Annotated in this window: 17 protein-coding genes and 1 tRNA gene; 6 read left to right on the forward strand and 12 right to left on the reverse strand. The window is 42.9% G+C overall.

The annotated features are described in order from the left end of the window. Nucleotides 1-114: 114 nt before the first annotated feature. Both cysN and cysD read right to left on the reverse strand, forming a co-directional pair. Nucleotides 115-1731 carry a sulfate adenylyltransferase subunit CysN gene (cysN, locus tag PV763_RS00795; protein WP_004279461.1) on the reverse strand — a complete coding sequence of 539 codons (1617 nt, stop codon included), beginning with the start codon at nucleotides 1729-1731 and terminating at the stop codon, nucleotides 115-117. Nucleotides 1732-1897: 166 nt separating this feature from the next. After that, on the reverse strand, nucleotides 1898-2812 hold the full coding sequence (gene cysD / locus PV763_RS00800) for a sulfate adenylyltransferase subunit CysD (protein ID WP_004730252.1): 915 nt from the start codon (nucleotides 2810-2812) through the stop codon (nucleotides 1898-1900). Nucleotides 2813-3135: 323 nt separating this feature from the next. On the opposite strand from cysD, the gene PV763_RS00805 reads away from it, so the two are divergent. The 3 genes from PV763_RS00805 to PV763_RS00815 all read left to right on the forward strand — a co-directional run bounded on the left by PV763_RS00805 (nucleotide 3136) and on the right by PV763_RS00815 (nucleotide 6359). Further along, entirely contained in the window at nucleotides 3136-3678 is a 543-nt protein-coding gene (locus PV763_RS00805) for a hypothetical protein (RefSeq protein ID WP_086044008.1), read from the forward strand. Between the two features lie 304 nt (nucleotides 3679-3982). Further along, on the forward strand, nucleotides 3983-4615 hold the full coding sequence (locus PV763_RS00810; RefSeq protein WP_420937216.1) for a YqiJ family protein: 633 nt from the start codon (nucleotides 3983-3985) through the stop codon (nucleotides 4613-4615). A gap of 37 nt (nucleotides 4616-4652) precedes the next feature. Then, nucleotides 4653-6359 carry a flotillin family protein gene (locus PV763_RS00815; protein WP_278357722.1) on the forward strand — a complete coding sequence of 569 codons (1707 nt, stop codon included), beginning with the start codon at nucleotides 4653-4655 and terminating at the stop codon, nucleotides 6357-6359. A gap of 65 nt (nucleotides 6360-6424) precedes the next feature. Here the strand turns inward: PV763_RS00815 and sucD are convergent, their stop codons facing one another. The 9 genes from sucD to sdhC form a co-directional block, all read right to left on the reverse strand. Continuing rightward, nucleotides 6425-7315 carry a succinate--CoA ligase subunit alpha gene (gene sucD, locus PV763_RS00820; RefSeq protein ID WP_278357723.1) on the reverse strand — a complete coding sequence of 297 codons (891 nt, stop codon included), beginning with the start codon at nucleotides 7313-7315 and terminating at the stop codon, nucleotides 6425-6427. Between the two features lie 13 nt (nucleotides 7316-7328). Further along, nucleotides 7329-8495 (reverse strand): ADP-forming succinate--CoA ligase subunit beta, encoded by a 1167-nt coding sequence (gene sucC, locus PV763_RS00825; RefSeq protein ID WP_253159194.1) that lies wholly within the window; start codon nucleotides 8493-8495, stop codon nucleotides 7329-7331. Between the two features lie 170 nt (nucleotides 8496-8665). Then, nucleotides 8666-10096: a dihydrolipoyl dehydrogenase gene (lpdA, locus tag PV763_RS00830; protein ID WP_121980221.1), complete on the reverse strand. Its 1431-nt coding sequence runs from the start codon at nucleotides 10094-10096 to the stop codon at nucleotides 8666-8668. A 97-nt stretch (nucleotides 10097-10193) separates the two neighbouring features. Next, nucleotides 10194-11408, reverse strand: a complete 1215-nt coding sequence (odhB, locus tag PV763_RS00835) for a 2-oxoglutarate dehydrogenase complex dihydrolipoyllysine-residue succinyltransferase (protein WP_004279435.1) — start codon at nucleotides 11406-11408, stop codon at nucleotides 10194-10196. Between the two features lie 18 nt (nucleotides 11409-11426). Continuing rightward, on the reverse strand, nucleotides 11427-14249 hold the full coding sequence (locus PV763_RS00840; RefSeq protein WP_278357726.1) for a 2-oxoglutarate dehydrogenase E1 component: 2823 nt from the start codon (nucleotides 14247-14249) through the stop codon (nucleotides 11427-11429). 822 nt (nucleotides 14250-15071) lie between these two features. Next, nucleotides 15072-15782: a succinate dehydrogenase iron-sulfur subunit gene (locus PV763_RS00845; RefSeq protein WP_004279433.1), complete on the reverse strand. Its 711-nt coding sequence runs from the start codon at nucleotides 15780-15782 to the stop codon at nucleotides 15072-15074. A 14-nt stretch (nucleotides 15783-15796) separates the two neighbouring features. After that, nucleotides 15797-17695, reverse strand: a complete 1899-nt coding sequence (locus PV763_RS00850) for an FAD-binding protein (protein ID WP_278357727.1) — start codon at nucleotides 17693-17695, stop codon at nucleotides 15797-15799. Between the two features lie 12 nt (nucleotides 17696-17707). Further along, nucleotides 17708-18073, reverse strand: coding sequence for a succinate dehydrogenase, hydrophobic membrane anchor protein (gene sdhD / locus PV763_RS00855; protein ID WP_004279431.1), 366 nt, complete (start codon nucleotides 18071-18073; stop codon nucleotides 17708-17710). Continuing rightward, nucleotides 18073-18471, reverse strand: coding sequence for a succinate dehydrogenase, cytochrome b556 subunit (gene sdhC, locus PV763_RS00860; RefSeq protein ID WP_085064488.1), 399 nt, complete (start codon nucleotides 18469-18471; stop codon nucleotides 18073-18075). The genes sdhD and sdhC overlap by 1 nt, the downstream gene beginning before the upstream one ends. Before the next feature lie 1005 nt (nucleotides 18472-19476). On the opposite strand from sdhC, the gene gltA reads away from it, so the two are divergent. The 3 genes from gltA to PV763_RS00875 all read left to right on the forward strand — a co-directional run bounded on the left by gltA (nucleotide 19477) and on the right by PV763_RS00875 (nucleotide 23409). Continuing rightward, on the forward strand, nucleotides 19477-20751 hold the full coding sequence (gltA, locus tag PV763_RS00865; protein ID WP_004279429.1) for a citrate synthase: 1275 nt from the start codon (nucleotides 19477-19479) through the stop codon (nucleotides 20749-20751). A 156-nt stretch (nucleotides 20752-20907) separates the two neighbouring features. Next, nucleotides 20908-21411 (forward strand): hypothetical protein, encoded by a 504-nt coding sequence (locus PV763_RS00870; protein ID WP_420937217.1) that lies wholly within the window; start codon nucleotides 20908-20910, stop codon nucleotides 21409-21411. Nucleotides 21412-21783: 372 nt separating this feature from the next. Continuing rightward, nucleotides 21784-23409, forward strand: coding sequence for an NAD+ synthase (locus PV763_RS00875; protein ID WP_420937218.1), 1626 nt, complete (start codon nucleotides 21784-21786; stop codon nucleotides 23407-23409). Nucleotides 23410-23628: 219 nt separating this feature from the next. On the opposite strand, the gene PV763_RS00880 is transcribed toward PV763_RS00875, so the two are convergent. Beyond that, a tRNA-Met gene (locus tag PV763_RS00880) sits at nucleotides 23629-23705 on the reverse strand. Between the last annotated feature and the right edge of the window lie 9 nt (nucleotides 23706-23714).

Consider the following 23714-nt stretch of genomic DNA (forward strand, 5'->3'; position numbering starts at 1 on the left):
ATTGACTAGTAAATTGAAAGATCACATTTTGACTAATCGAATGATTTTCATGCAATCAAAATTTAGGCAATAAAAAACCCGCTTTTCAGCGGGTTTCTTCAAATCAGTCCAGTCTTATAGACGAACCAATTCCACAATCTTCTCAGCAAGTTCTTCAACTGTATCTACGGTTAAAGTCGTGTCTGTACCTTCAGCAGCATCAGTAATCACAACCACACCAGTTTCACGAACCAGTGCAACCTGCTCCGCATTCAAACCTGCTTTAGCAATAGCAACGATCCCTTGCTGAATCAGCAAGCTTTCTAGCGCCTGAGCATTTTCCAAAGCTTTACCAGATACAGTCACCGCAGCAGGTTTTTGACCCAAACGTGCCGCACGTGCTTCTGCAGTGACAGGCTCATCGTGTGCAGACCATTCAACTGATTCTTCCACCATACCAGCACCAATCGTCACGTTATTCAAACGATCGATGAAGATAAACGAACCGGTGAAACGGCTGTCTTGATAACGGTCAAAGACCACTGGTGCATCAAATTCAACAGTCACATTGGCGATTGCATTTAGCTCAAGTTTATCCACCTGAACTTTTTCCAATGTGTTAACGTTGGTACGGTAATGAATTGCCGTTACTTTTGCCGGAACGGTTTGCGTACCAATCTTGATGTTGTACAGCTTACCCAGTACAAGTGGTTGATCTGCCATCCACACAACAGTCGCTTGAACTGAACGGGAAATATTTGGAACAGCTTGATCCGCACGAATTAACACGTTACCACGTGAAATATCAATTTCATCGTTAAGCGTTAAAGTCACTGCCTGACCTGCAACTGCATGCTCAAGATTGCCATCAAAAGTGACAATTTCTTTGACAGTCGATGATTTACCAGAAGGTAATGCTGTTACGGTATCGCCAACATTGATATCGCCAAGTGCGATCGTACCGCAGAAACCACGGAAGTCGAGGTTTGGACGGTTCACGTATTGCACAGGGAAACGGAAATCCTGCTTCGCTGAACTACGGTTAATTTCCACCGATTCAAGTGTACCCATCAGCGTTTCACCAGTGTACCATGGCGTATTGGCTGACTTGTTCACCACGTTATCGCCATTCAATGCAGAAATAGGCGTAAAGATGATATTGCTTGGTTTACGGTCGCCCAATTGTGCAACGAATGCCGCATATTCAGCCTGGATTTCATTGAAACGCGTTTCAGAGAATTCCACCAAGTCCATCTTATTGATTGCAACAATGATGTTCTTGATCCCGAGCAAACTCGCAATAAAGGTATGACGACGCGTCTGGGTTTGCACGCCATAACGCGCATCAATCAAAATGATCGCAAGGTCACACGTCGACGCACCGGTTGCCATGTTACGGGTGTACTGTTCGTGTCCCGGCGTGTCCGCGATGATGAATTTACGTTTTTCTGTCGAGAAATAACGATATGCCACATCAATGGTAATGCCTTGCTCACGCTCCGCTTGTAAACCATCAACCAGAAGTGCCAAGTCAGGTGCATCACCTGTCGTACCGACTTTTTTCGAGTCACGGGTCACAGCCTGTAATTGATCTTCATAAATCAATTTTGAATCGTACAGCAGACGACCGATTAACGTCGATTTACCATCGTCCACGTTACCGCAAGTCAGGAAACGCAACAGGTCTTTATTTTCATGTTGTTTCAGATAGCCCAAGATATCTTGGCTGATTAAATCAGATTGATGAGACATCGCTCAAAGCTCCACATATTCTTTAGAAATCGGTTGTTTTGAATCTTTTTTTAATCTCCCTAAATCCCTCTTTAATAAAGAGGGACTTTATCTCCGTTCTGATTTAGGAGTTCCCCCTCTTTTTAAAGAGGTGAGCAGCATTGCTGCGCAAGGGGGGGAGATTAAATTAGAAGTAGCCTTCCTGCTTCTTCTTCTCCATCGAGCCTGCTTCATCATGGTCAATCATACGACCTTGACGCTCAGAACTGGTTGCCAGCAACATTTCCTGAATAATTTCCGGCAAGGTATTGGCTGTAGATTCCACAGCACCTGTTAATGGATAACAACCCAACGTACGGAAACGTACCGATTTCATTTGTGGAACTTCACCTTCTTTTAAAGGCATACGTTCATCATCAACCATAATAAGTGTGCCACTACGTTCAACCACAGGACGTTCTGCAGCCAAATAAAGTGGTACTAATGGAATACTTTCTAAATAGATGTATTGCCAGATATCCAGCTCAGTCCAGTTAGATAATGGGAATACACGAATACTTTCGCCCTTGTTCACTTTACCGTTATAAAGATTCCAAAGTTCTGGACGTTGGTTTTTCGGATCCCAACGATGTTTCGAATCACGGAATGAATAAACACGTTCCTTGGCACGTGATTTTTCTTCATCACGGCGCGCGCCACCAAAAGCAGCATCAAAACCGTATTTATCCAGGGCCTGTTTTAAGCCCTGAGTTTTCATGATGTCGGTATATTTAGAACTACCGTGGTCGAACGGGTTAATACCTGCCTCAACCCCTTCTTTATTCTGATGCACGATCAAATCGAAACCATGGGTTTTCGCCATATTGTCCCGGAAAGTGATCATGTCTTTAAACTTCCAGCCTGTATCGACATGTAATAATGGAAATGGAAGTTTTGCTGGGTAAAACGCTTTTAGCGCAAGATGCAGCATGACCGCTGAATCTTTACCAATCGAATACAGCATGACCGGATTTTCAAACTCGGCAGCAACTTCGCGGATGATATGAATACTCTCAGCTTCAAGCTGTTTGAGATGAGTAAGTCTTTCCTCATTTAACGACATGGACAACACCAGCTTAGAAAAACGTGTACTTATGACACTTTTGAAAATTTATATTCATTATAATGATTTACTTATCCTATCCATTGCTTGTTTTATGATATTGATATATCAAAAGCTCATATAAAAATTCATCAATAATGAATATCAGTTTTTATGAATCAATGATTTGCACAATTCAAGCGAGGATATTGTATGGTAGAGGTATATATTAACCTGTCGCTAAGCCAATAAAATCCTAGAAAAATAATCTAAAGTAGTGGTTCTCAAATAGTTGAAAAATTACTAGAGTAAGTTCAATTCTCCCCTTTATATATACTTCGTTTATGCCCTATAGCGCTTTTGATCTCATCACTGTAAAAACCCGTCTGGAACAGGCTCAGCTTGCCGGTTATATTTATCAGCATCAGCAACATATTTTAGTCTTGCAAGAACCCTTCAGTGATGATGGCAAGCCTCTAAATATTTATCTGCAACACGAGCTGACCGCGGATCAAATCGGATTACAGTTTGGTCTGCGTTTGCAAGAAGGTCATTGGGAATTTCTAGTCGGCGTTACTTATAGCAACCAGAACGCAGCTTACGAAATCGGTGCTGGCAACCTCAAAGGTGATCAAAAAGCCTTTAACTTATTATATGCCTTTTATAATTATCCTAAAGCGTTCTATCTGGTGGCATTACCTTTGACGACCAACAGCCAGATTTTGGAGCAAACCTTGCAACAGCAGCTTTTTAAGCAGCCTGATCTCGATTTCCTGAATACTGCAGTCAAGGTCAATCCTATGGGTGAACAGGTTAAATGGATGCAACACTATATTCTGCAACAGACTTTAGATATGAAAGTCCGGATTCAGACTGCCCTGCTTTAGGCTTGAACAAAAAAATTTAGAGATACTCAGTTCGATGTATCTCTATCAAACTCTCAGACAAGCTTAGACAGAATGCCAAATTCCTATTGCCGTTATGACATTACTTGCTCAAACATCCAGTTAACTTATAGTTTATTATTAATTTTAATAGTTCAATAATTATTAAATAATCAATATATTCAATCCTTGTTTATAAGGTTTTTTGTTATTTTTTTGCATACAAAATCAACAATTACTGTTATCGTTATATCAATAAAAACTTTCAGACACTTTTCCTAAAAACATAATTATAGAGATAAAAAAAATGTGGGAACTGTTTACGCATCCATCAAATATCGTATTTAGTATTAGCCTTAGCCTAATGCTGATGTTTGCTGCTCTAGAATGTATTCTATTGCTGCTCGGCGGCTCTCAGCATATCTTCGAACAGTTTTTACCTGAAGATCCCCTGCAACCGGAAATAAGCCCGGATCAGTCTCCCGGTGTTTTTAGCAAAGTATTTGACTGGTTATATCTGGGGCGTCTGCCTTTATTTATCTGGCTGATTATTTTCCTGACCAGTTATGGGTTAAGCGGTTTATTGATTCAGGGAATATTTGAGCGCCTGACCAGCCAACTATTTAACGTCTGGCTGATTTCTCCAGCCTGCCTATTTCTGTGTATGCCTGTGGTGCGCTTTCTTGCCATGGCCGCCAGCAAGCTCCTGCCTCAAGATGAAACCTCTGCGATTCATAGTGATGAACTCATCGGACGTACCGCGACCATTATTCTCGGAGATGCCAAAGTGAATTCTCCCGCACAAGCCAAAGTCCGGGATCAACATGGCCAGACTCATTATGTTCTAGTTGAACCAGAAAACAATCAAATTTTAAATCAAGGTCAGAATGTAGTTCTAACCCACAAAACCAAGAACGGCTTTCAAGCCATTGCACTTTAATTTTATTTAGCTAGCACTCAATTGAGACTTTATAACAATGTTAACATTTGATTTATATAATATTTTAATTATTGCGGGAATTATTTTTGTGGCACTGGTGACTTTCGGTCTCATCATTGCACGCTTATACCGTCGTTCAAGCAAAGAAATTTCCTTTGTGCGTACCGGTTGGGGTGGAGAAAAAGTGATTTTAGGTGGAGGCGCAATCGTGCTTCCGGTGTTACATGAAATTATTCCAGTAAATATGAACACCCTACGCCTTGAAGTCCGCCGTGCTGATGATCAGGCACTGATTACCCGTGACCGGATGCGGGTCGATGTCATGGCCGAATTCTATGTCCGAGTCAAACCTACAGCAGATTCAATTGCCACCGCAGCACAAACCCTTGGTCAAAAAACCATGTCACCCAATGAATTAAAAAATCTGGTGGAAGGTAAATTTGTTGATTCACTGCGCGCAGTGGCTGCAGAAATGGCCATGGAAGAATTGCATGAAAAACGGGTCGATTTTGTACAAAAAGTCCAACAAGTGGTTTCAGAAGATTTGCACAAAAACGGTCTGGAGCTTGAAACGGTTTCCCTAACCGGACTGGATCAGACCGGATTTAAATACTTTAATCCACAAAATGCGTTTGATGCCGAAGGTCTGACCAAGCTCACTGAAACCATTGAAGACCGCCGTCGCAAGCGTAACCACATCGAACAGGATACCGATCTGGCGATCAAAACTAAAAATCTGGAAGCTGAACAGGCGCGCCTGCAAATTATTCGTGAAGAAGAATATGCCAAACTGCAGCAAGAACGTGAAATTGCCATTCGCCGAGCTGAACAACTGGCTGAAATTGCCGCTCAGGAAGCCGGCAAAAAACGTGAAGCAGAAGAAGCACAAATTGCCGCTGAACGAGAAGTCGAACTCAAGCGTATTTTGGCCGCCCGTGATGTCGAAAATGAAAATATTCAAAAGGCCCAGCTGATTCAAAAAGCACAGGTCGAGCAAAAGAAAACCATTGAACTGGCTGAACAGGATCGCGCCATTGCCATTGCGGAAAAATCACGTGCTGAATCTGAAGCCAAAGCCCAAGCCGATCAGGCACGTGCACAAGCGGTAAAAGCAGAAGAAGAAGTCATCACCGTACGTCAAATCCAGCAAGCAGAGCGTCAAAAGGCAGTTGAACTAGTCGCAGCCAAAGAACATGCTGAAAAAGATGCGATTGCCATTACAGTTGCCGCTGAAGCTGGCAAACAGGCGGCAGCAGATGACGCAGAAGCAGTGCGAATTGCGGCTGAGGCCGAAGCAGAAAAAGTCCGCCTGAAGGCCAAGGGCGAAGCGGATGCGAAAATTCTACTGGCTCAGGCAATGGAGAAACAGTATCAAGTCGATGCTGAAGGTACCCGTGCGGTCAATGAAGCCAATAACGTCCTGTCACCTGAACAGGTCGAAATGCAGATTCGTCTGGCTATGCTGAAATACTTGCCTGAAATTATCCGGGAAAGTGTCAAGCCAATGGAAAATATTGATGATATCAAGATTCTCCAGGTTAATGGACTACATGGCGGTCATCCCGGTGCCTGTCAGGCGGATGCCCATCATGAAGGTAGCAATGTTGCCCTGTCAGATCAGGTAGTCAATAGTGCCCTGCGTTATCGTAGCCAGGCACCGCTTATTGACAGTCTGATGAGTGAGCTTGGTATTCAGGGTGGTGACATCAACGGTATGACTCAGAGCCTTAAAGCTAAAACCTGAAAATAGAATGAGATATAAAAAAGCTCCCAGATGGGAGCTTTTTTATTGAAGGTCTAATGTGGATATCAAACCAAACCTTTATCTTTTAGTACTTGCAGCATGGTTGAACCAAGTTCGGCAGGACTACGCGTATAGGCCATACCCGCACGCTCAAAGGCAGCAAACTTTTCTTCTGCTGTACCCTTACCGCCTGAAATAATCGCACCTGCGTGACCCATACGTTTGCCTTTAGGTGCAGTTACACCCGCAATATAACCAACAACTGGCTTAGTCACATTCGATTGAATATATTCAGCTGCTTCTTCTTCCGCCGTACCACCAATCTCACCAATCATGATGATGGCTTCAGTTTTCGGATCTTCCTGGAACAGTTTCAAGCAGTCAATCTGGTTCATACCTGGAATTGGATCCCCACCAATACCAATACAGGTCGACTGACCCAGACCCAGTTTCGTGGTTTGTGCCACAGCCTCATAAGTCAGTGTGCCTGAACGCGAGATAATCCCGATTTTACCTAGTTGATGGATATGACCCGGCATAATCCCGATCTTACATTCACCTGGCGTAATAATACCCGGACAGTTCGGCCCGATCAGACGTGTGCCATTACCATTGGTTTCCAGATAACGTTTGGCTTTGAGCATGTCGATGGTCGGTACACCTTCAGTGATCACCACAATTAACTCAATGCCAGAATCAACCGCTTCAACAATAGAATCCAGTACAAAGGGTGCCGGAACATAAATCACCGAAGCATCTGCACCTGTTTCTTTTACCGCTTCACGCATGGTATTAAATACAGGCAGTTCCAGATGAGTTTGACCACCTTTACCCGGGGTTACACCACCCACGACTTTAGTACCGTAGGCCAGAGCCTGTTCAGAATGGAATGTACCGTTTTTGCCTGTAAAGCCCTGTACCAATACTTTAGTGTCTTTATTAACTAATACGCTCATGATCAATACCCCTTTAAGCTTTTACAGCAGCAACGATTTTTTCTGCAGCATCAGCAAGACCGTGTGCAGAAATCAATTTCAAACCTGATTCATCTAGTAATTTTGCACCCAGTTCCGCATTGTTGCCTTCGAGGCGAACAACCACAGGAACGGTCACATTTACTTCCTGAACCGCTGCAATAATTGCTTCAGCAATCATGTCACAACGTACAATTCCACCAAAAATATTAATCAATACACCCTGCACAGAAGTATCGGCAAGGATAATTTTAAAAGCTTCAATTACACGCTCTTTGGTTGCACCACCACCCACATCCAGGAAGTTGGCTGGTTGACCGCCATAAAGTTTGATAATATCCATGGTTGCCATGGCAAGACCAGCACCATTGACCATACAACCAATGTTACCTTCCAGCGCGACATAGTTCAGATCGAACTCAGACGCTTTTAACTCACGTTCATTTTCTTGAGACTTATCACGTAGTGCCGCCACTTCAGGCAAGCGGTACAGCGCATTTGAATCAATTCCGATTTTGGCATCAACACACAGAATGTCGCCATTTTCACGCACAGACAGCGGATTGATTTCGAAAAGTGCAAAATCATTGTCTACAAATGCCTGATAGGCAGCCGTCATGACTTTAACAAACTGATTGATTTGTCCATCTTTGAGTTTAAGTGCAAAAGCAACTTCACGCGCCTGAAATGGCATTAGACCGACTAAAGGATCAACTTCAACTTTAATAATTTTTTCAGGGGTTTCTTCGGCCACTTTCTCAATTTCAACACCTCCCTCAGTCGACGCCATAAAAGTGATGCGGCGAGTCGAGCGATCTACGACAGCGCCCAAGTACAGCTCGCGCTCAACCGGATAAACGTCCTCAGAGACTAAAATGCTATTTACCGGCTGACCATTGGCATCAGTCTGATAAGTCACCAAGCGTGAACCAATAATCTGGTTGGCATATTCAGCAGCCTCGGCAGCCGATTTTACCACTTTTACCCCACCAGCCTTACCCCGGCCGCCCGCATGCACCTGTGCTTTCAATACTGCGAACTTTCCACCAAGCTGCTCAAAAGCATGCACCGTTTCATCGGCATTGGTGGCAAGTATCCCTTCCTGTACAGGCATACCATATTTTTTTAATAGCGCTTTTGCTTGATACTCATGTAAATTCATTGAATAACCTTTTATTACTTCTTTGCCTTGTTATAACCCACCAGCACCCAGACGTCCGTCAAAGCAGTACCAGCATTTCTTAAAATCGTTATCTTTATTTTTAGATGATTGTTCCAATAAAAACAACCATGAAATGTAAAAAGAGCGACCTAAGTCGCTCTTTTTTCGAATTACTTACGCTTACGTTGGATCGCGTGAATCGCACGACCATCAACCGCAAGTGCAGCTTCATGTACCACTTCAGAGAATGTCGGGTGACCGAAAGTCATCAACTGAAGATCTTCTACTGAAGATACGAACTCAAGTGCAATCATACCTTGGTGTACGATATCAGACGCAGCAGGTCCAATCACGTGCATACCAAGTAAACGATCTGTTTTCGCATCAGCAACAAACTTTACGAAACCAGCACCTTCACCCGCAGCTAAAGCACGACCGTTCACAGCAAAACCGAATTGGCCGGTTTTAACTTCATGACCTTTTTCAGCCGCTTGCTGTTCTGTTAAACCTACCCACGCCGCTTCCGGGTGTGTGTAAATTACAGAAATAATCGTGTCATAGTTCACTTGTGCAGCATGACCGTGAATACGCTCCACTGCCATTACGCCTTCTTCCATTGCTTTATGCGCAAGCATTGGACCACGTACCAAGTCACCAATCGCGTATACACCTTCAACAGAAGTTGCACACCAATCATTTACTTCAACCAAACCACGTTCAGTCAACTTAATGCCTGAATCTTCAGCCAATAAACCTTCAGCATATGCGCGGCGACCAACACAAACGATTAATTTATCGAAAGTTTCAGTTTTGTCTTCGCCAGCTTGGTTATATTTAACCGTTACTTCACGACCATTGATTTCAGTACCTGCAACTTTCGCACCGATACGGATATCCATACCTTGCTTAGTTAATAGTTTTTGGAAGTCTTTTGCCAAAGCTTTATCAGCCATTGGCAAGAATGCATCCATTGCTTCAAATACAACAACTTCTGCACCTAAACGACGCCATACTGAACCAAGCTCAAGGCCGATTACACCAGCACCAATCACACCTAAACGCTTAGGTACTTCTGGGAATTCAAGTGCGCCAGTAGAATCAACGATTAAGTCTTGATCTACAGGAGCCACTGGAATATTTACAGGCACAGAACCCGTCGCAAGAATCACGTATTTAGGCTCTAAAACTTGAGTTTCACCTTCGTGAGAAACAAATTCTACTTTTTTACCTGCAAGCAGTTTACCCGTACCTTTTAACCACTCGATGCCATTACCTTTAAGTAATTGATCGATACCGCCAGTCAATTGATCTACAACTTTGTCTTTACGAGCCAGCATTTTAGCAAGATCAAACTTCACTTCACCGGTCGTAATACCATGGTCATCTAGATGCTGAACGGTATCTTCATAACGATGTGAAGAATCAAGTAAAGCTTTAGACGGGATACAACCCACGTTTAAACAAGTACCGCCTAAAGATGGTTTACCTTTATGAATACGTTTTTCAATACACGCAACTTTGTAACCAAGTTGAGCTGCACGAATTGCTGCTTCGTAGCCGCCCGGGCCACCACCAATTACGACTAAATCGAATTGAGACATGTTTATCTCCAATTAATCCCCCTTTAATCCCCCTTTTCCAAAGAGGGACCTTCCCCTCTTTTTAAAGAGGGGTTAGGGGAGATTTTTAATGAATAAATTACAGATCAAGGATAAGACGCGCTGGCTCTTCTAACAATTCTTTGATTGTTACAAGGAAACCGACTGCTTCTTTACCATCGATTAAACGGTGGTCATAAGACAGTGCAAGGTACATCATTGGCAAGATTTCTACTTGACCATTCACCGCCATCGGACGTTCCTGGATTTTGTGCATACCCAGAATCGCAGTTTGTGGCGTATTTAGAATTGGTGTAGAAAGCAATGAACCGAAAGTACCACCATTAGTAATAGTGAATGTACCGCCAGTCATATCTTCAATACCCAGTTTACCGTCACGTGCCTTGCCAGCATATGCACGGATGCCGTTTTCAACTTCAGCATAGTTCATGCGGTCTGTATCACGAAGTACAGGAACCACTAAACCACGCTCAGATGAAACTGCAACACCGATGTCATAGTAACCGTGATAAACAATGTCATCACCATCAATTGAAGCATTTACCGCTGGGTAACGTTTAAGTGCTTCAGTCGCTGCTTTAACGAAGAATGACATGAAGCCAAGACGCGCACCATGACGCTTCTCGAATGCATCTTTGTATTGAGCACGCATTTCCATGATTGGTTTCATGTTCACTTCGTTGAACGTGGTCAACATTGCAGTTTCTTGAGTCGCTGCAAGTAAACGTTCAGCAACACGCTTACGAAGACGAGTCATAGGAACACGTTTTTCGATACGCTCGCCCACTGCAACGCTTAATGGTTGCGCTGCAGGTGCTGCTGGTTTCGCTTGATGATTTGCCACATCTTCTTTCGTGATGCGACCGCCACGGCCAGTACCTGCAACATCAGCAGCTGCAACACCAGATTCAGTCAATGCTTTACGCACTGCTGGAGCCTGGTCCTGTACTTGTTGACGTTCAACGATCGGTGCATTACCTGCTTCAGTTTGCGCAGCAGCTTGTTCAACTTTCTCTTCAGACTGAACTGCTTGAGTTTGCGTAGCGCCAGAAACAGCACCTTCTTCAAACTGTGCAATGACTTCAGCTGAAAGAACAGTATCGCCTTCACCTTTAATAATAGATGCAAGTGTACCGTCTGCAGGAGCAACAACTTCTAAAACAACTTTATCAGTCTCAATATCGCAGATCACTTCATCACGTGACACTGCTTCACCTGGTTGTTTGTGCCAAGTTGCGATCGTACCGTCCGCAACTGACTCTGGGAATACCGGTGCTTTAATTTCGGTTGCCATTACTTAGAATCTCCTGGATTATTCAGCGTCGATCGCAAGCGCGTCGTTGATGAGCTGAGCTTGTTGTTTTGCATGCAAATATGGTGAACCACATGCCGGTGCAGCAGAAGCTTCACGGCCTGCATAGCTAATACGTACTTGTTTACCCGCTTTCATCACGTCGTCATATAGACGCGGTGCGATGAACAACCAAGCGCCTTGGTTCTTCGGTTCTTCTTGCGCCCAAACAAGTTCTTTAACGTTTGGATATTGCGCAAGCACTTCTGCCAGGCGTTTTTCTGGGTATGGATATAGTTGTTCAATACGTACAATTGCAGTGTTGTTCAATTCTTTTTCACGACGTTTTTCAACTAAATCGTAGTAGACCTTACCACCACAAAGTACAAGACGAGTCACGTCTGACTTGTTGATGTTATCGACTTCATCAATCACAGTTTGGAATGAACCAGTTGCAAGTTCTTCAAGTGTAGACGTTGCAAGTTTATGACGAAGAAGCGACTTCGGTGAAGTCACGATCAATGGTTTACGGATTGGACGAAGTGCTTGACGACGAAGTGCATGATAAATCTGTGCAGGCGTGGTCGGTGTGATGACTTGCATGTTGTCTTCAGCACATAGCTGCAAGAAACGTTCCAAACGTGCAGATGAATGCTCTGGACCTTGACCTTCAAAACCGTGTGGAAGAAGCATGGTTAAGCCACATACACGTTCCCATTTGGTTTCACCAGATGAGATAAACTGATCAATTACAACCTGTGCACAGTTTGCGAAGTCACCGAATTGCGCTTCCCAGATGATCAAACTCTTAGGAAGAGTCGTCGCATAACCATATTCAAATGCCAATACAGCCATCTCTGACAATAAAGAGTCATAGATTGCAGTACGCGGCTGGTTTTCTTTCAGGTTACATAGGGGAAGATAAGTTGAACCATCTACTTGGTTATGCAGTTTTGCATGACGGTGTGAGAAAGTACCACGACCTACGTCTTCACCCGTTAAACGAAGCAAGTAACCATCATCTAGTACAGTTGCATACGCCAGAGTTTCAGCAGCACCCCAGTTCAGTGGCATTTCACCCGTTTGCATTTTCAGACGATCATCGATCACTTTCGCAACTTGACGCTGCATCACGAAGCCTTCAGGAAGCTCACGCATTTTCGTGCCAAGCTCTTTTAGACGTTCGATTGGGAAAGTTGTATCCCACTCATCTGTGTACTCATGACCTAAGTAAGGCGTCCAGTCCACAAACATTTTTTTGTTTGGTTCAAGTACCAGTGCATTGGCAACATGATTACCCGCTTCCAGGTCTGCACGGTAGTTTTCAACCATCTGATCTGCACTTGCACGATCAAGAACACCCTGTTGTACCAGCTGATCCGCATAAAGCGTACGCGTGGTCGCTTTCTTGTTAATCACTTGATACATCATTGGTTGAGTTGCAGCCGGCTCATCTGCTTCGTTATGACCACGACGACGGTAGCAGAACATGTCAATCACAACGTCTTTACGGAATGTATGACGGAAGTCATGTGCCAGTTGTGAAATGAACACCACAGCTTCAGGATCATCACCATTGACATGGAAGATCGGGGCCTGAATCATTTTAGCGATGTCAGTACAGTATTCTGTAGAACGCGCGTCACGTGGATCAGACGTCGTGAAACCAACCTGGTTGTTAATCACAATGTGCACTGTACCACCCACGGTATAACCGCGAGTTTGTGACATCTGGAAAGTTTCCTGATTGACGCCCTGACCTGCAAATGCAGCATCACCGTGTACGATTAGTGGCAATACGTCATCGCCGCCAATGTCTTTACGACGTACTTGACGTGCACGTACCGAACCTTCAACCACAGGGCCAACGATTTCCAGGTGTGACGGGTTAAACGCCAATGCCAAGTGAACTTCGCCACCCGGAGTCATGACGTTTGAAGAGAAGCCTTGGTGATACTTAACGTCACCGGAACCTTTCTTGTGAATAGATTTACCTTCGAACTCACCAAACAGGTCAGCCGGGTTTTTACCCATGATGTTAACAAGAAGGTTTAAACGGCCGCGGTGAGGCATACCGATCACAACTTCTTTACAGCCTACAGAACCTGCACGCTGAATAATTTCGTTGACCATTGGGATGAATGCTTCACCACCTTCAACGCCGAAACGTTTGGCACCAACGAATTTATTACCAAGATATTTTTCTAGGCCTTCAGCTGCAGTTAAACGCTCAAGGACATGTTTCTTTTGATCAGCATTGAAGCCATATTGACCGCGTGCACTTTCTAGACGTTGTTGAATCCAACGTTTTTCTTTGGTGTCCACGATGTGCATGTATTCAGCACCGATTGAACCACAGTAAGTGGCTTCCATTGACTGAACCATTTCAGCCAAAGTCGCCTCTTCTTTACCGATCGCCAGGTTGCCAGTATTGAATACTGTATCCAGGTCAGACTGAGTCAAACCATGCGCAGCAAGATCTAGATCAGGCACAACTTCACGCTTCGCCAAACCTAATGGATCCAGTTTTGCTTTCTGGTGGCCACGGTTACGGTACGCAGCAATCAGCTGTAGCACGCCAATTTGACGACGTTCATGCTCTGAGCTGACTGTCGACTGAACAATAGGCTGAATACGGCTTGAATTGCGACCTAAAAGTAGGAATTGCTCACGTACATTACTGTGTGGTTGATCACCTTTTGGGAATTTATCGAAGTACGCTCTCCAGTCAGCACCCACTGAGTCTGGAGCAGTCAGATACTGCTCATAAAGTTCTTCAATATACGCTGCACTATCAGCGGAAAGTTCAGTGTCAAGACGCAGAGCGTCAGCAACTTCTTGCATTTGTGGACCCATTTCCTATTGCAAAAACATTTTCAGGATGCTTTTTAAGCAAAACCCAGGATTATTAGCATCAAATTGGTAATATGATACTAGTCCCCCATAAGGCATAAGCCATGAGGCGTTATCACCACACCAAGAAAATCTTGATATGTTTAATGAACAATAACGCCCCTCAGCGGCATCATCACTCATTGAATACCCGATCGAAACCGGGCAATTTTTTTGCAAATCGACTTAGAAAAAAGCAAGCATTAACAAAGATTTTTTCTAAAGCGACTCGGGTCTACCTTTATATACCAGTCCCTGATTATGCAGTGTTTAAAAAATGTACCTGACGTGGCATTTTTTAAACATAGTCATGGGCTAAATGCTAACATGATCTCAACTTTTCAATTGATTTTTTTGACACATACCTTCCATAAATTGGCTAAATACAGTTCTGATATTTTACTCTAATATATGGTGCTTTATCTCAAAAATAGATTCAATGTAGACTTAAGTCCTAAGCATTTCCGATAAATAAAAAGAGAGCAAACCTTTCAATCCACTCCCTCCCTAAATTTCCGTTATATAATAACATCGTTCTTGCTATTTTTCAGGTCAGTTTTACATCTAAAAATCATAAATACCCAAAATAATCACATGTTCTTCTTATATGGCGCTCAAAGCCAATATCCACTTCCCCACTATTTCACTCAACTTTATACATTTTAAGTATAGTATCTTTATTTTTATCTTATGATTTTTTAATTTTTCCAATAGCTTGCATAAAAAAAGCACACCTGAAGGTGTGCTTTTTTCTAAACTGCCAAGAGCAGCCTATTAGCCTGCCATATCTAAAAGCATATTACGGATGTGACCGATTGCTTTCGTTGGGTTCAAGCCTTTAGGACATACAGATACACAGTTCATGATGCCTTTACAACGGAAGAGCGAGAACGGGTCGTCTAGACGAGCCAAACGCTCTTGTGTTCCAGTATCACGCGAGTCAATGATGAAGCGGTAAGCATTCAACAATGCTGAAGGACCCAAGAACTTGTCCGGGTTCCACCAGAATGACGGGCATGAAGTTGAACAGCATGCACATAGAATACATTCATATAGACCATCAAGATGCTCACGCTCTTCAGGAGACTGTAAACGTTCCTTAGGAGGCGCAGGCTGGTTGTTGATCAAGAATGGATGGATCTTGTTGTACTGATCATAGAACTGGTTCATATCAACCACCAGATCTTTCACTACAGGAAGACCAGGCAATGGACGAACAGTAATTTCATTTGGTAAATCGTTCAGGTTCCAAAGACACGCCAAACCATTTTTACCATTGATGTTCACGCCATCAGAACCACAAATACCTTCACGACATGAACGACGGAACGTTAAAGTTTCGTCCTGTACTTTCAATGCAAGAAGTGCATCAAGCAACATACGGTGCTTATCAGTCAGTTCAAGTTTGAAAGTTTGCATGTACGGTGCTTTATCCTTGTCAGGATCGTAGCGGTAGATATGAAATGTACGAGTACCTCTACTCATCTGAATTCTCCTGATTAGAATGTACGTGGTTTAGGTGGAATCGCGTCAACCGACAATGGACGGTAACGAACTGGCTTGTACTCTAAACGGTTGTCCGCAGAGAACCATAAAGTGTGCTTCATCCACTCATCATCACGACGACCATATGGGTATTCAGCATGGTCTGGAGACTCCTCAAAGTCTACAACCGTATGTGCACCACGGCATTCTTTACGAGCAGCAGCTGAAATAAGCGTTGCTTTCGCAACTTCATACAAGTTTTCAACTTCAAGTGCTTCAATACGTGCAGTGTTGAATACTTTAGATTTGTCTTTCAAGTGAATATTGCGTACGCGCGGTTCAATTGCAAGAATCTGTTTCACACCTTCGTCTAGAAGCGCAGATGTACGGAATACACCAGCGTGGTCTTGAACGATGTCACGGATTGCATCAGCAACGTCTTGCGCATTCTCACCTGTAGTTGATTCGTCAAGTTTACGAATACGTTCAACAGTTTCTTGAAGCACGGTTGTTGGAAGCGGTTCGTATTCATCACCGTGATGTTTAGTCACATAATCGATGATGTGCTGACCAGCAGCCTTACCAAATACCACCAAGTCAAGCAGTGAGTTGGTACCTAGACGGTTTGCACCGTGTACAGATACACATGAACACTCACCGATTGCATAGAAGCCTTTCACTGGTTTAGTGAAGTCACGACCTTCTTGATTGGTTGAATAAACATCATTTTCTTTGTCGTAGTGAGTAACCAGCGTTTCAGTTTCAGGAGACTCAGGAACAACCACCTGACCATGAATATTCGTTGGAATACCACCCATTTGGTAATGGATTGTTGGTACTACAGGAATTGGCTCTTTAGTGATGTCAACGTTCGCGAATTTCTTACCAATCTCGAATACAGATGGAAGACGTTTCATGATTGTGTCAGCACCCAGGTGCGTCATATCAAGCAGGATGTAATCGCCCTTAGGCCCACAACCACGACCTTCTTTGATCTCTTGGTCCATAGAACGTGATACGAAGTCACGTGGTGCCAAGTCTTTCAAAGTTGGAGCATAACGTTCCATGAACGGTTCGCCGTCTTTGTTACGAAGGATTGCACCTTCACCACGACAACCTTCAGTCAACAATACGCCTGCGCCCGCAACACCCGTTGGGTGGAATTGCCAGAATTCCATATCTTGTAATGGAATACCTGCACGAGCTGCCATACCAAGACCGTCACCAGTGTTGATATAAGCGTTTGTAGATGCACGGTAAACACGACCAGCACCACCAGTAGCAAACAATGTAGCTTTTGCTTGGAATACCGCAATTTTACCAGTTTCCTGGTCAATTGCTGTAACACCTAAAACGTCGCCTTTTTCGTTACGGATCAGGTCAAGCGCAATCCATTCAACGAAGAACTGAGTACCCATTTTCACGTTGCTTTGATAAAGCGTGTGAAGAAGTGCGTGACCGGTACGGTCGGCAGCAGCACATGCACGTGGCACAGCTTTTTCACCGTAGTTTGCTGAGTGACCACCGAATGGACGTTGGTAAATTGTACCATCAGCGTTACGGTCGAATGGCATACCTAGGTGTTCAAGCTCATAAACCACTTGAGGCGCTTCACGAGTCATGAACTCGATTGCGTCTTGGTCACCTAACCAGTCCGAACCTTTTACTGTGTCGTAGAAGTGGTAGTGCCAGTTATCTTCTTGCATGTTACCAAGAGATGCACCAATACCACCCTGCGCTGCAACAGTGTGCGAACGAGTTGGGAATACTTTAGTCAGAACCGCAACTTTCAAACCAGCTTGAGCAAGTTGGTAAGATGCACGCATACCTGAACCACCACCACCAACGATGACAGCATCGAAAGTTTCATGCGGAATATTTGTGTAATCTTCTTTAGGGTTTATAGCGCCCATGATTGTTTCCTATCAATTCGCCCAAAAAATCTGGATCGCCCAGATTGCATATGCAAGTACAGCAATGATCACTGCTGAAGTCAGTACAAGGCGTAAACCTGAAGCTGAAGGACCCATTTGACGAGTAGTCACATAATCCGTGAATACCTGCCACATGCCGATCCATGCGTGTGCAACAAGAGATAAGACCGCCAACAAAGACATGATCTTCATTGGAACTGTCATCATAAAGCCGTACCACTGTTCAAAGTTGAAACCACCATTCAGTAGAATCCAACCCAATACAACAACGGTATAAACAGCTAGAACTACAGCACTGACACGTTGGAGAAACCAATCGCGAGAACCTGAACCTGTTAAACCAGTAGCGCTTTTCATTAGAGTACGATCCATACAAATGCTGCAACAATACCGATTGCAGACAAGATTAATGCGATAGTAGATGCAACACGGCCACTTTCTAGTTCTTCAGCAACGCCAATGTCAGCAAGTAAATGCTTAACACCCGCAATAAAGTGAAAAATCAAGCCGGCGACAAATACCCATACAATGAAACGAACAATGAAACCGTTAAAGATTTCTTGAACTTGCGCAAAACCTTCAGGCGAAGACAATGACTTGTCTAAAATCCATAGAAGGACCGGTACGAGTAAGAATACGATAACACCTGAAAGACGGTGTAGAATTGATGCAATAGCCACGGGTGATTTTAAGTTTACTTCTAAAACTTGACCCATGGACAAATTGACAGGTCTGTTGCTTTTCACAGCGGGCATCCTGTAAGTAAAAACTCCATCCGGAGTTTGTTGGAATTAATTCGAAGGAAAGCTGGCATTCTCAGGCAAATACATGCCTAAAATCAAAACGACACTGAATTATAAAACGTGAACTATTAAAATACAAACGGCTGAATTTGGCTTTTTGGAGAAAAAACCATTAAATAAGAATCATTAACAAAAATAAGTCAGGCTTAATATATTATTCCGCCCTTTCAATTCCTATCTATATGATTGTTTTTAAATAATTAAGATGATCAATTCACTCGGTTTTCAGCCTGCAAGTTCATGTTTGAGTTTTAGACTAAAGACGCACAGTTCCATCACAAATATTATTTAAATCTCTTTTTAATTCAGATTTAAATCAAGCGCCTATATTTAACAGACCAATCACCCCAATTCATCAGCAGCACAGTGATTCAAATAACCTGATGTTAAATAGTGACTTAGTGCATCAGACGATGGGTTTTTCAATCGATTTGAAGCATTTAGATTCAAAAAATCATTCATTTATTTTTATACTGACTACCTTTGCTGCAAAGTTGGGCATTTATTAAGCTATTTTTTAATCAATTAAACCGGATTCAAAATTCAATTAATTGCTTTTATTTATAATTCCACCTGTGAAATTCAGCTTGGTAAAAACGATGTAAGTTATGAGATTTATATAGTTTTAAGCATATTCACCTTAATCTCTCACCATTTCCGCCCGCATTTCTTACTACGAAAAAACGCTTACAAATGCCCCAGGCAGTCTATTTTTTTCTGCACCTCTGCATCAATTTGACTTATTATAGAGGTTTGATGCTGTGATTTTACTGAACTTTTTATACTGAGCGAATGTGACTAACCGCTGTGCGGCCTTCATTTTTTCATCCATAAGTATAATTGACAAAATTTCAGTACTCACTAATCTTATAGCAAATTTTTGATCCGTCCGTTTTGTGCATTAAAAGATTGATAGACAAAGCGGATATACATTCACCAGGACAGGAGATCTATTGAATGTCTGAAGCAACTGGCAAGAAAGCCGTTTTACAGCTTGATGGCAAAGAAATTGAACTACCAATTTACAGCGGCACATTGGGCCCAGATGTAATCGACGTTAAAGATGTGTTGGCTGCAGGTCACTTTACTTTTGATCCTGGTTTTATGGCGACAGCTGCGTGCGAGTCTAAAATCACGTTCATCGATGGTAACAAAGGTGTACTTTTACACCGTGGCTACCCAATCGATCAATTGGCGACTAAAGCTGATTACCTGGAAACTTGCTATTTATTGTTAAATGGCGAACTTCCAACTGCTGAGCAAAAAGAAGAATTTGACGCTAAAGTACGTAACCATACAATGGTTCACGATCAAGTTAGCCGTTTCTACAATGGTTTCCGTCGTGATGCGCATCCTATGGCGATCATGGTAGGTGTGGTTGGTGCGTTGTCTGCGTTCTATCACAACAACCTTGACATCGAAGATGTGAACCACCGTGAAATCACTGCGATTCGTTTAATCGCGAAGATTCCTACGCTGGCAGCTTGGAGCTACAAGTACACCATCGGTCAACCATTCGTTTACCCACGTAACGACCTTGGTTATGCAGAAAACTTCCTGCACATGATGTTTGCTACGCCTGCAGACCGTGATTACAAAGTTGATCCAATCCTTGCAAAAGCAATGGACCGTATCTTCACGCTTCATGCTGACCACGAACAAAACGCGTCTACTTCTACAGTACGTTTAGCTGGTTCTACCGGTGCGAATCCGTATGCATGTATCGCTGCTGGTATCTCTGCACTTTGGGGCCCTGCTCACGGCGGCGCGAACGAAGCTGTTCTTAAGATGCTTGACGAAATCGGCACTGTAGAAAACGTTGCTGGCTTCATGGAAAAAGTGAAAACTAAAGAAGTTAAACTGATGGGCTTCGGTCACCGAGTTTATAAAAACTTCGATCCACGTGCGAAAGTAATGAAAGAAACTTGTGACGAAGTTCTTGGTGCACTTGGCATCAATGATCCACAGCTTGCATTGGCTATGGAACTTGAACGTATCGCCCTTTCTGACGAATACTTCATCAAGCGTAACCTTTACCCGAACGTAGACTTCTACTCAGGTATCATCCTTAAAGCGATTGGTATCCCGACTGAAATGTTTACTGTAATCTTCGCGCTTGCACGTACTGTTGGCTGGATCAGCCACTGGTTAGAAATGCACAGCGGTCCTTACAAGATCGGTCGTCCTCGTCAGCTTTACACTGGCGAAGTTCAACGCGATATCGTTCGTTAATTCGAACCGCGTCGAAAGACTTAAAAAAACCACCCTCTTGGGTGGTTTTTTTAGTGCTGACAAAAGCCTACAAAAAATTGACCTGAAACGTTTTAAAATGAATATATCAAAATCATATTCACGGATTAAGTCACCTAAAAACAGGACGTATATTGAATGCTGTTGTATTTTCTGCCCTTTATTTTGAGATTGGTTCATTTTGAACAGTTTAAGTGCCGCAGTTTAACGCTTGGTGAAATCAAAATTTCCCAACAAGTATTTGGCAACCTGATCGATTATTCCCGCGTTAAAATCATGAATCATCCCTACCTGCCCTGGCAATCCAAACATGTCATTATGGCGCCCAGTGGCTACATACATGTGCGCAATTTAAATTATCGGGAAGATTATTCGCGCGAGAGTTTATCTTATCAGGCGCTATTTATTCATGAGATGGCGCATATTTATCAACATCAATGCCGGATCAATGTGCTTTTAAAAGGGGCATTTTTACAAAGTGCCTATTTTCTCAGCTTGGGAAAATATAATCCGTACAAATATCAATTTAATCCCAACAAATCATTTTCAACCTATAATATTGAACAACAAGGCGATATTGCCCGGGATATTTTTCTAAAAAAAATCCCGAATATTATTTTAAATCCCCAAATAAACAGATGATATTTAATCAGTTTAATTCTAAGCAATATAGCTAAGGCATATTTTAAAAGCCCAAATTTCGACTTCAGCCTTTAAATTTATATACGCCTAGATGCATAAAAAATCAGCATATTTTCTAAGTTTATATAATAACTTTTTTCACTCAATGCCTGTTCTGCTAAATCAGCTCTAGCTTATCGATAAAATTTCGATAAAATAAGCCGGTATGATTATTTTGCATCGCAGATTAAGATTCAATGATCATGCGATAAAAAGTTTTTTATTTAAGCCATTTGGCATTTTATGAATATCGAAGTGCACTCAACTGAATAATTATAATTATAAAAATCAGTAATTTAGTGTATCAACCTATAGGAATAGGATTTACTTGGAATGAAAAGTTTTAAAATTGCGATTGCTCAATTCTCTCCACATGTGGGCAATCTGGATGCAAATACGCAAAAAATGATTGATCTGGCCAATCAGGCTAAAAAAGATAAAGCAGATCTGATTATCTTTCCTGAACTTTCAACATTGGGCTATCCTGCAGAAGACTTATTAATTCGCCCAAGTCTGGTGAAACGCACCAAAGCTACTTTTGAAAAACTGACTGAAGTAAAAGATATTGTCATGGTCTTTGGTTTTGTTAATCAGACTGAAGATGGTCAGCGTTATAACTCGGCTGCTGTCATGAAAGATGGCGAAGTACTGGGTGTTTATAACAAGCAAGTATTGCCAAACTATGGCGTATTTGATGAAAAGCGTTATTTTGGCGAAGGTCATCAGCACTTGGTATTTGAGTATCTTGGACATAAATTTGGCGTACTGATCTGTGAAGATGTCTGGTCTTTAGCCACTGTTCAGCAACTGGCAAAATTGAATATCGACACAGCTTTGGTGCTGAATGCATCGCCATATGAAGTGGGTAAACCACAACATCGCATTGAAACCATGGCGGCCTTGGTCAAACAGCTAAATATCAATCTGGTGTACTGCAACCAGGTCGGTGGCCAGGATGATCTGATCTTTGACGGTACCAGTTTTGTGCTCAACAAATCTGGCGAGGTGGCTTTACAGGCACCAACTTTCCAGGAAAATCTGGCAATTGCAGAATTTAATGCTGAACAACTGCAATTCAGTAAAGGTGCAATTGCACCTGCTTTAGACACCATGGCTGAGATTTATCAAAGCCTGGTCATGGCTACACGTGATTATGTACAGCGTTCTGGCTTCCCAGGTGTGATTCTGGGACTGTCTGGCGGCATTGACTCTGCCCTGACCCTAGCGATTGCTGTAGATGCGCTTGGCGCAGACAAAGTTCAGGCTGTGATGATGCCTTATACCTATACTGCACAAATCAGTGTAGAAGATGCAGCAGCTCAAGCCAAAAATATGGGCGTGACTTTCGGTATTGCTGAAATTAACCCTGTGGTAAGCGGCTTTATGCAGGTGCTATTCCCATTCTTTGGTAATGCTCCAGTCGATGCCACCGAGGAAAACCTGCAAGCACGTTCACGTGGCACCTTGTTGATGGCTCTGTCTAACAAATTCGGTAATCTGGTGCTGGCAACCGGTAATAAATCTGAACTAGCTGTCGGTTATTGCACCCTGTATGGCGATATGGTCGGTGGTTATGCAGTTCTGAAAGATGTGTATAAAACCATTGTGTTTGAACTGGCGAAATATCGTAACAGCATTTCAGAAACTCCAGTGATTCCGGAACGTGTGATTACCCGTCCACCTTCAGCAGAACTGCGTCCAGATCAGGTCGATCAAGACTCTTTACCTGCCTATGACATTCTAGATGCGATCTTGTACTCTTATATTGAAGAAGATATGAGTCAAGACGATATCATTGCCAAAGGCTTTGATGCTGAAGTCGTGAAAAAAGTGATTCGTCTGGTCGATATCAATGAGTACAAGCGCCGTCAAGGTGCCATTGGGCCACGAATCAGTTCACGTTCTTATGGCCGTGAGCGTCGTTATCCAATCGTGAATGGCTGGAAAGCAGGTAGCTAAGACTTCTTCTTTACCATTTAGATTCGAATCGTCCAAGTGAATGCTTGGACGATTTTTTTTATGCGGCAGTAAAATAAAGAATAGCCCCAACATCAAGAAGGAAAAATAATGTTTTGTGGAAACTAAAAATTAGTGGATGCTTCAAATATTTTTTTGTGGTTTGCAGTGCTTTTTAAAAGACAAAAAAAGAGACCAAGCTGAGAGCTTGGTCTTTTAAAATGGTGGCTATGACGAGACTTGAACTTGTGACCCCCGCATTATGAGTGCGGTGCTCTAACCAACTGAGCTACATAGCCGTAAACTGT

Source organism: Acinetobacter sp. AS5 (assembly GCF_048957595.1).
GTDB lineage: Bacteria > Pseudomonadota > Gammaproteobacteria > Pseudomonadales > Moraxellaceae > Acinetobacter.

What these genes read in the sequence shown, in the direction of transcription:
- PV763_RS00815 (WP_278357722.1), top strand. Translation starts at nt 4,653, where the DNA reads ATGTTAACATTTGATTTATATAATATTTTAATTATTGCGGGAATTATT.
- odhB (WP_004279435.1), bottom strand. Translation starts at nt 11,408, where the DNA reads ATGGCAACCGAAATTAAAGCACCGGTATTCCCAGAGTCAGTTGCGGAC.
- PV763_RS00850 (WP_278357727.1), bottom strand. Translation starts at nt 17,695, where the DNA reads ATGGGCGCTATAAACCCTAAAGAAGATTACACAAATATTCCGCATGAA.
- PV763_RS00840 (WP_278357726.1), bottom strand. Translation starts at nt 14,249, where the DNA reads ATGCAAGAAGTTGCTGACGCTCTGCGTCTTGACACTGAACTTTCCGCT.
- cysN (WP_004279461.1), bottom strand. Translation starts at nt 1,731, where the DNA reads ATGTCTCATCAATCTGATTTAATCAGCCAAGATATCTTGGGCTATCTG.
- sdhC (WP_085064488.1), bottom strand. Translation starts at nt 18,471, where the DNA reads ATGCCCGCTGTGAAAAGCAACAGACCTGTCAATTTGTCCATGGGTCAA.
- gltA (WP_004279429.1), top strand. Translation starts at nt 19,477, where the DNA reads ATGTCTGAAGCAACTGGCAAGAAAGCCGTTTTACAGCTTGATGGCAAA.
- sucD (WP_278357723.1), bottom strand. Translation starts at nt 7,315, where the DNA reads ATGAGCGTATTAGTTAATAAAGACACTAAAGTATTGGTACAGGGCTTT.
- PV763_RS00870 (WP_420937217.1), top strand. Translation starts at nt 20,908, where the DNA reads ATGCTGTTGTATTTTCTGCCCTTTATTTTGAGATTGGTTCATTTTGAA.
- sucC (WP_253159194.1), bottom strand. Translation starts at nt 8,495, where the DNA reads ATGAATTTACATGAGTATCAAGCAAAAGCGCTATTAAAAAAATATGGT.
- cysD (WP_004730252.1), bottom strand. Translation starts at nt 2,812, where the DNA reads ATGTCGTTAAATGAGGAAAGACTTACTCATCTCAAACAGCTTGAAGCT.
- sdhD (WP_004279431.1), bottom strand. Translation starts at nt 18,073, where the DNA reads ATGAAAAGCGCTACTGGTTTAACAGGTTCAGGTTCTCGCGATTGGTTT.
- PV763_RS00845 (WP_004279433.1), bottom strand. Translation starts at nt 15,782, where the DNA reads ATGAGTAGAGGTACTCGTACATTTCATATCTACCGCTACGATCCTGAC.
- PV763_RS00875 (WP_420937218.1), top strand. Translation starts at nt 21,784, where the DNA reads ATGAAAAGTTTTAAAATTGCGATTGCTCAATTCTCTCCACATGTGGGC.
- lpdA (WP_121980221.1), bottom strand. Translation starts at nt 10,096, where the DNA reads ATGTCTCAATTCGATTTAGTCGTAATTGGTGGTGGCCCGGGCGGCTAC.
- PV763_RS00810 (WP_420937216.1), top strand. Translation starts at nt 3,983, where the DNA reads ATGTGGGAACTGTTTACGCATCCATCAAATATCGTATTTAGTATTAGC.
- PV763_RS00805 (WP_086044008.1), top strand. Translation starts at nt 3,136, where the DNA reads ATGCCCTATAGCGCTTTTGATCTCATCACTGTAAAAACCCGTCTGGAA.